The following is a 5,953-nucleotide window of genomic DNA, read 5'->3' as shown; positions in this document are numbered from 1 at the left end:
GGAGTCATCTCTCATGTCCGACTCTTTCGAAAACGCTTCTGAGAAGCGGAATACGGGCGACCGGGGCGGTAGCGGGTTCCGGGGGGACCGCCGGGGACGTCCCTGCCCCGCACTGTACTCCTCACACCCGCCCGGGGCCCCTCGACCACCGGTAGGGCATCGAGGCTGCTCACGCGCGCCCCGAGGCAGGCGGGGCGAACCGCGGGCGGGGCACGGACGGGACCGCCGTCACCCCCGATCCGGCCCGGGGACACACGTGGCGGTGCCCCGGTTCCCGCCCCCGGAGGGAGGGAACCGGGGCACCGGCACGTCGGGTTCGGCGGGGCCGCCGGCTCAGCCGGCGACGCTCACCGAGGGCTCGCCGGAGGCGATGCCGTCCTTCTCCATCTGTTCGGCGATCTTCATCGCCTCGTCGATCAGGGTCTCCACGATCTTCGACTCGGGCACGGTCTTGATGACCTCGCCCTTGACGAAGATCTGCCCCTTGCCGTTGCCGGAGGCCACGCCGAGGTCGGCCTCCCGGGCCTCACCGGGACCGTTGACGACGCAGCCCATGACCGCGACCCGCAGCGGCACGTCCATGCCCTCCAGGCCGGCGGTGACCTCCTCGGCGAGCTTGTAGACATCCACCTGGGCCCGCCCGCAGGAGGGACAGGAGACGATCTCCAGGCCGCGCTCGCGCAGACCGAGGGACTCCAGGATCTGGGTGCCGACCTTGACCTCCTCCACCGGTGGGGCGGAGAGCGAGACCCGGATGGTGTCGCCGATGCCCTCGCTCAGCAGCGCGCCGAAGGCGACCGCCGACTTGATGGTGCCCTGGAAGGCCGGACCCGCCTCGGTGACGCCCAGGTGCAGGGGGTAGTCGCAGCGCTCGGCCAGCTGCCGGTACGCGTTGACCATCACGACGGGGTCGTTGTGCTTGACCGAGATCTTGATGTCCCGGAAGTCGTGCTCCTCGAACAGGGAGCACTCCCACAGCGCGGACTCCACCAGGGCCTCGGGCGTGGCCCTGCCGTACTTGGCGAGCAGCCGTTTGTCGAGGGAGCCGGCGTTGACACCGATGCGGATGGGGGTGCCGTTGGCGGAGGCCGCCCGGGCGATCTCCCCCACCTTGTCGTCGAACTGCTTGATGTTGCCGGGGTTGACCCGTACCGCCGCGCAGCCCGCGTCGATGGCGGCGAAGACGTACTTGGGCTGGAAGTGGATGTCCGCGATGACCGGGATCTGGGACTTGCGGGCGATCACCGGCAGGGCGTCGGCGTCGTCCTGGGTGGGACAGGCGACCCGCACGATCTGGCAGCCCGAGGCCGTCAGTTCGGCGATCTGCTGGAGGGTCGCGCCGATGTCGGAGGTGCGGGTCGTGGTCATCGACTGCACGGAGACGGGGGCGTCGCCACCCACCTCCACCGAACCGACCCGGAGTTTCCGGCTCTTGCGGCGTTCGGCCAGCTTCAGCGGTATGGACGGCATTCCCAGCGAGATGGCTGTCATCGGTCTGTGCAACCCCACGGTGTGGTTCGAGGTCCCGGCGGAAACGGGCGGGCTCCGGTCATCGAGCCTAGCGGCAGCGGCGGGCTCCCCCCGCCGGCCGGGCGGCTCCGGTGGTCCCCGGGACGTCGGTGCCGGCCTCCGCCGGCGCCCCGGTCCGGGGCCGGTGTCATCCGGCCAGCCGCACGGGGCTGACGATATCAGCGACGAGGACGAGCAGCGTGAAACAGATGAACAGGCCCGCCACCACGTACGCCATCGGCATGAGCTTGGCCACGTCGAACGGCCCCGGGTCCGGGCGGCGCAGCACCTTGGCGGTGTTGCGGCGCGCCGACTCCCACACCGCCCCGGCGATGTGCCCGCCGTCCAGCGGCAGCAGCGGCAGCATGTTGAACAGGAACAGCGAGAGGTTGAAGCCGGCGAGCAGGAAGAGGAAGATCGCCACCTGCTGGCCCGCCGGGATGTCGAGGGTGAACACCTCGCCGCCCACCCGGGCCGCGCCGACCACGCCCATCGGGCCGTCCTGGTCCCGCTCGGCGGTACCCCACGCGGCGTTCCAGAGGTTCGGCACCTTGGAGGGCAGGGCGATCAGGGCGTTGACACCGGTCACCATGATGTCACCCATGTAGGTGACGGCTTCCGGAAAATCCTGCTTGACGATGCCCGGCGCCGGGGTGAAGCCCATGAACCCCGCGGTGACGTACTCGCCCTCCACCGCGCCGCCGTTGCCGTCCAGCGCGGCCACCTGGTTGGGGATGAGGGTGGCCCGCAGGTCCAGCGTCTCCCCGTCCCGCTCGACGGTGACCGTCGCCGGCCCGATGGTGTCCCGGATGCGGGCCTGGAGGGTGCTCCAGTCCTCCACGGGCTCCCCGTCGAAGGCGACGATGGTGTCACCGGGCAGGAGGCCCGCCTCGTTGGCCGGGGCCGGCCTGTCGCCGGCGCGGCACTCGTCGCGCTGCTCGTCCTGGGCCACCACGCACTCCGAGACCGTCGCCACGGTCGTGGTGGGCATGTTGATGCCGAAGGACATCAGCACCCCGAGGAAGATCACCACGGCCAGGATCAGGTTCATCGCCGGCCCGGCGAACATGACGATGATCCGCTTCCACGGTTTGCGGGTGTAGAACAGCCGCTTCTCGTCGCCGGGCTGCAGTTCCTCGTAGGCGGCGGCCCGGGCGTCCTCGATCATCGTGCGGAACGGCGAGGTGGAGCGCTGCCGCACCCGGCCGTCGTCGCCCGGCGGGAACATCCCGATCATCCGGATGTAGCCGCCCAGGGGGATCGCCTTGATGCCGTATTCCGTCTCGCCCCGGCGTCGGGACCACAGGGTGGGGCCGAAGCCCACCATGTACTGCGGCACCCGGATGCCGAACATCTTGGCGGTGCTCAGGTGCCCCAGCTCGTGCCAGGCGATCGAGAAGAGCAGTCCGAAGACGAAGACGGCTATGCCGAGGACGAACATCAGGGTGGTCATGCCGACGGCTCCTCGTCCCTCGTGTACCGGCCGCGGGCCGGTCCCCCGGCGGTCGTGCCGGTCAACTCCCGCGCCCGATGACGGGCCCGGGTCTCCGCATCCAGGACGTCCGGGAGGGTCAGGGAGGTTCCGGAACCCGCGGCGCCCCGGTCCCCGGCCAACTCCTCGACCACCTTGGCGACGGTGTCCACGATGCCGGTGAACGGCAGCGCGCCCGCCAGGAAGGCGTCCACGCACTCCTCGTTCGCCGCGTTGAAGACCGCCGGCGCGATCCCCCCGAGGTCCCCGACCCGGCACGCCAGTGGTACCGCCGGGAAGGCCTCGGTGTCCAGGGGCAGGAACTCCCAGGTGTGCGCCCGGGTCCAGTCGCAGCGCGGGCCCGCGTCCGGCACGCGGTGCGGCCAGCCGATGCCCAGGGCGATGGGCACCCGCATGTCCGGCGGGCCGAGTTGGGCGAGGGTGGAGCCGTCGGTGAACTCCACCATGGAGTGGATGTAGGACTGGGGGTGCACCACGACCTCGATCCGCTCGAAGGGGATGTCGTAGAGCAGGTGCGCCTCGATCACCTCCAGTCCCTTGTTGACCAGGGTGGCGGAGTTGATCGTGATGACCGGTCCCATCGCCCAGGTGGGGTGGGCCAGGGCGTCGGCCGGGGTCACCCGGTCCAGCTCGGCCCGGCTGCGGCCCCGGAACGGTCCGCCGCTGGCGGTGACCACCAGGCGGGAGACCTCCCGGCGCTCACCGCCGAGCAGGGCCTGGAAGAGGGCGGAGTGCTCGGAGTCCACCGGCACGATCGAGCCGGGTCGGGCCCGCTCGGTGACCAGCGGCCCGCCGACGATGAGCGACTCCTTGTTGGCCAGGGCCAGGACGCGACCGGCGTCGAGGGCGGCCAGTGTGGGTGCCAGGCCGATCGATCCGGTGATGCCGTTGAGAACGGTGTGGCAGTCGGCGGCGGCGAGCTCCGTCGCCGCGTCCGGACCGGCGAGGATCTCCGGCAGCGGCTCACCGGAGCCGTACCGGGCCCGCAGCGCCTCCCGCAGTTCCTCCCGCTTGTCCTCGCGGGCCACGGCCACGGTGCGCACCCGCAGGCGGTGCGCCTGCTCGGCGAGCAGGTCCACACGACCGCCCGCGGCCGACAGGCCGACCACCCTGAAGCGGTCGGGGTTGCGCAGGACCACGTCCACGGCCTGGGTGCCGATGGAGCCGGTGGAGCCGAGGACGACGATCTCGCGGATCTCCCCCGGGCCGTCACCGGCCGGGGCGGGGCGTACTCGCGGATCCGCGAGACACGATGGGCTGTCGGTCATTCCCCCATTCTGGCCCGTCCGGGCGCCCCGTCGTGCCGGGGTCGGCCGACCGGCCCCTCCCGGCGCCGGGGGTGCGGCACCACCCGTCGGTTCCGGGTGGACCCCGGGACCGTGCCGGGTCGGGGGACGCGGTGCGTCGTCCTCCGTGGTGGCCGGGGCCCCACGGCTTCCGGCGCTGCCCGCGCCGTCGCGCGGGAGGGACTCCCGGGGCGCGGACCCGCTTCCCGACCGTCCCGGTCGCCCGCCGCGCGGGGGCGGGGGTCCCCGGGGAAAGGATGCGCGGTCGCGGACGGGGAACCGAATTGAAGCGCTTCGACAGACGTATGGACAGGTTTGCCGTACGGGTTTAGGGTCTGCCAGAAGAACGGCGGGCCGTGGATCGGATCCGACACGCGGAACCGTCGAAGCGCTTCACCGGTGCCCCTCCTCCACCCCGGTCCCCGGGGACCGGGGGCGGGCGTCCGGGGGGCGAGCCGTCACCCGCACCCGGCCCCACACTGGAGAGCACCATGGTCACTCTCGCCGAGGTCGCCCGGCACGCCGGGGTATCGGCCAGCACGGTGAGCTACGTCCTCAGCGGCAAGCGGACCATCTCCCAACCCACCCGGGAACGCGTGGAACGCAGCATCCGCGAACTGGGGTACCTCCCCAACGCCGGGGCCCGCGCGCTGGCCAGCAGTCGTTCGAACATCATCGCCCTGATGATGCCCCTGCGCACCGACATGTACGTCCCCGTGATGATGGACATCGCCCTCGCGGTGGCCACCACCGCCCGCGAGCACGATCGCGACGTGCTGCTGCTCACCGGGCAGGAGGGGCCGGCCGCGGTCCGGCGGGTGGTGGGCAGCGGGTTGGCGGACGCCATGATCCTCATGGATGTGGAGTTGCAGGACGCGCGACTGCCCCTGCTGCACGAGTCGCCCCACCCCTCCGTGCTGATCGGCCTTCCCGCCGACACCACCGGCCTGACCTGCGTCGACCTGGACTTCGTGGCCACGGGACGGCTGTGCGTGGAGCACCTCGCCGAATTGGGGCACCGCGAGGTGGCGCTGATCGGCGAGGCCGCCGCGGTCTACGAGCGCCACACCGGTTTCGCCGAGCGCACCATCGCGGGCGTCCGGGAGCGGGCCGGCGAACTGGGGGTGCGGGTGCTGCACCGGCCGTGCGAGGGCTCCTACGAGGCGATGGCCGGCACGCTGGCGCGCATCCTCCAGGAGCGCCCCGGCACGAGCGGCTTCATCGTGCAGAACGAGTCGGTGCTCGGACCCATGCTGAGCCTGTTGCGGCAGCAGGGCCGGGCGGTGCCCGAGGACGCCTCGATCGTGGCGATCTGTCCGGACGAGGTGGCCACCCAGGGTTCGGTCGCGCTCACCTCCGTGGCCATACCGGCCCGGGAGATGGGGCGGCGCGCCGTCGAACTGGTCATGCCGAAGGTGGAGGCCGCCGGGCGCGGCGGGCACGGACGCCCGGTGCCGGACCGGATCGAGCTGATCCCGCCCCGGCTGACCGTGCGGGCCAGCACCGGTCCCGCCCCGGTCGCCGGTCGGGGCTGACCGCACCGACCACCCGTCGTCCCCGGGGCCGGGGGCACGCCCCGGTCGGGATCCGGGGGCATCGGGCGCGGGGCGGCGTCCGGGTCCACCGCCCCGCTTCGGACCCACCGGGTCCACCGCCCCTCCGGGAG

Annotated in this window: 4 protein-coding genes; 1 reads left to right on the top strand and 3 read right to left on the bottom strand. The window is 72.4% G+C overall.

What is annotated here, in order from left to right:
* Positions 1 to 333: 333 nt before the first annotated feature.
* The 3 genes from ispG to dxr form a co-directional block, all read right to left on the bottom strand.
* Complete coding sequence (gene ispG / locus FOE67_RS13945) at positions 334 to 1,491, bottom strand: flavodoxin-dependent (E)-4-hydroxy-3-methylbut-2-enyl-diphosphate synthase (RefSeq protein WP_182664131.1); 1,158 nt, start codon at positions 1,489 to 1,491, stop codon at positions 334 to 336.
* A 166-nt stretch (positions 1,492 to 1,657) separates the two neighbouring features.
* Positions 1,658 to 2,962, bottom strand: a complete 1,305-nt coding sequence (locus FOE67_RS13940) for a M50 family metallopeptidase (protein WP_182664129.1) — start codon at positions 2,960 to 2,962, stop codon at positions 1,658 to 1,660.
* Complete coding sequence (gene dxr, locus FOE67_RS13935) at positions 2,959 to 4,269, bottom strand: 1-deoxy-D-xylulose-5-phosphate reductoisomerase (RefSeq protein ID WP_182664127.1); 1,311 nt, start codon at positions 4,267 to 4,269, stop codon at positions 2,959 to 2,961. The genes FOE67_RS13940 and dxr overlap by 4 nt, the downstream gene beginning before the upstream one ends.
* A gap of 509 nt (positions 4,270 to 4,778) precedes the next feature.
* Between dxr and FOE67_RS13930 the strand changes: the two genes are divergently transcribed.
* Positions 4,779 to 5,822 (top strand): LacI family DNA-binding transcriptional regulator, encoded by a 1,044-nt coding sequence (locus tag FOE67_RS13930; protein WP_182664125.1) that lies wholly within the window; start codon positions 4,779 to 4,781, stop codon positions 5,820 to 5,822.
* Positions 5,823 to 5,953: the final 131 nt, after the last annotated feature.

Source organism: Streptomyces calidiresistens, from assembly GCF_014141525.1.
GTDB classification, from domain to species: Bacteria; Actinomycetota; Actinomycetes; order Streptomycetales; family Streptomycetaceae; genus Streptomyces; species Streptomyces calidiresistens.
The sequence above is the reverse complement of the archived record's forward strand: the minus strand, read 5'-3'. Positions and strand labels throughout refer to the sequence as shown.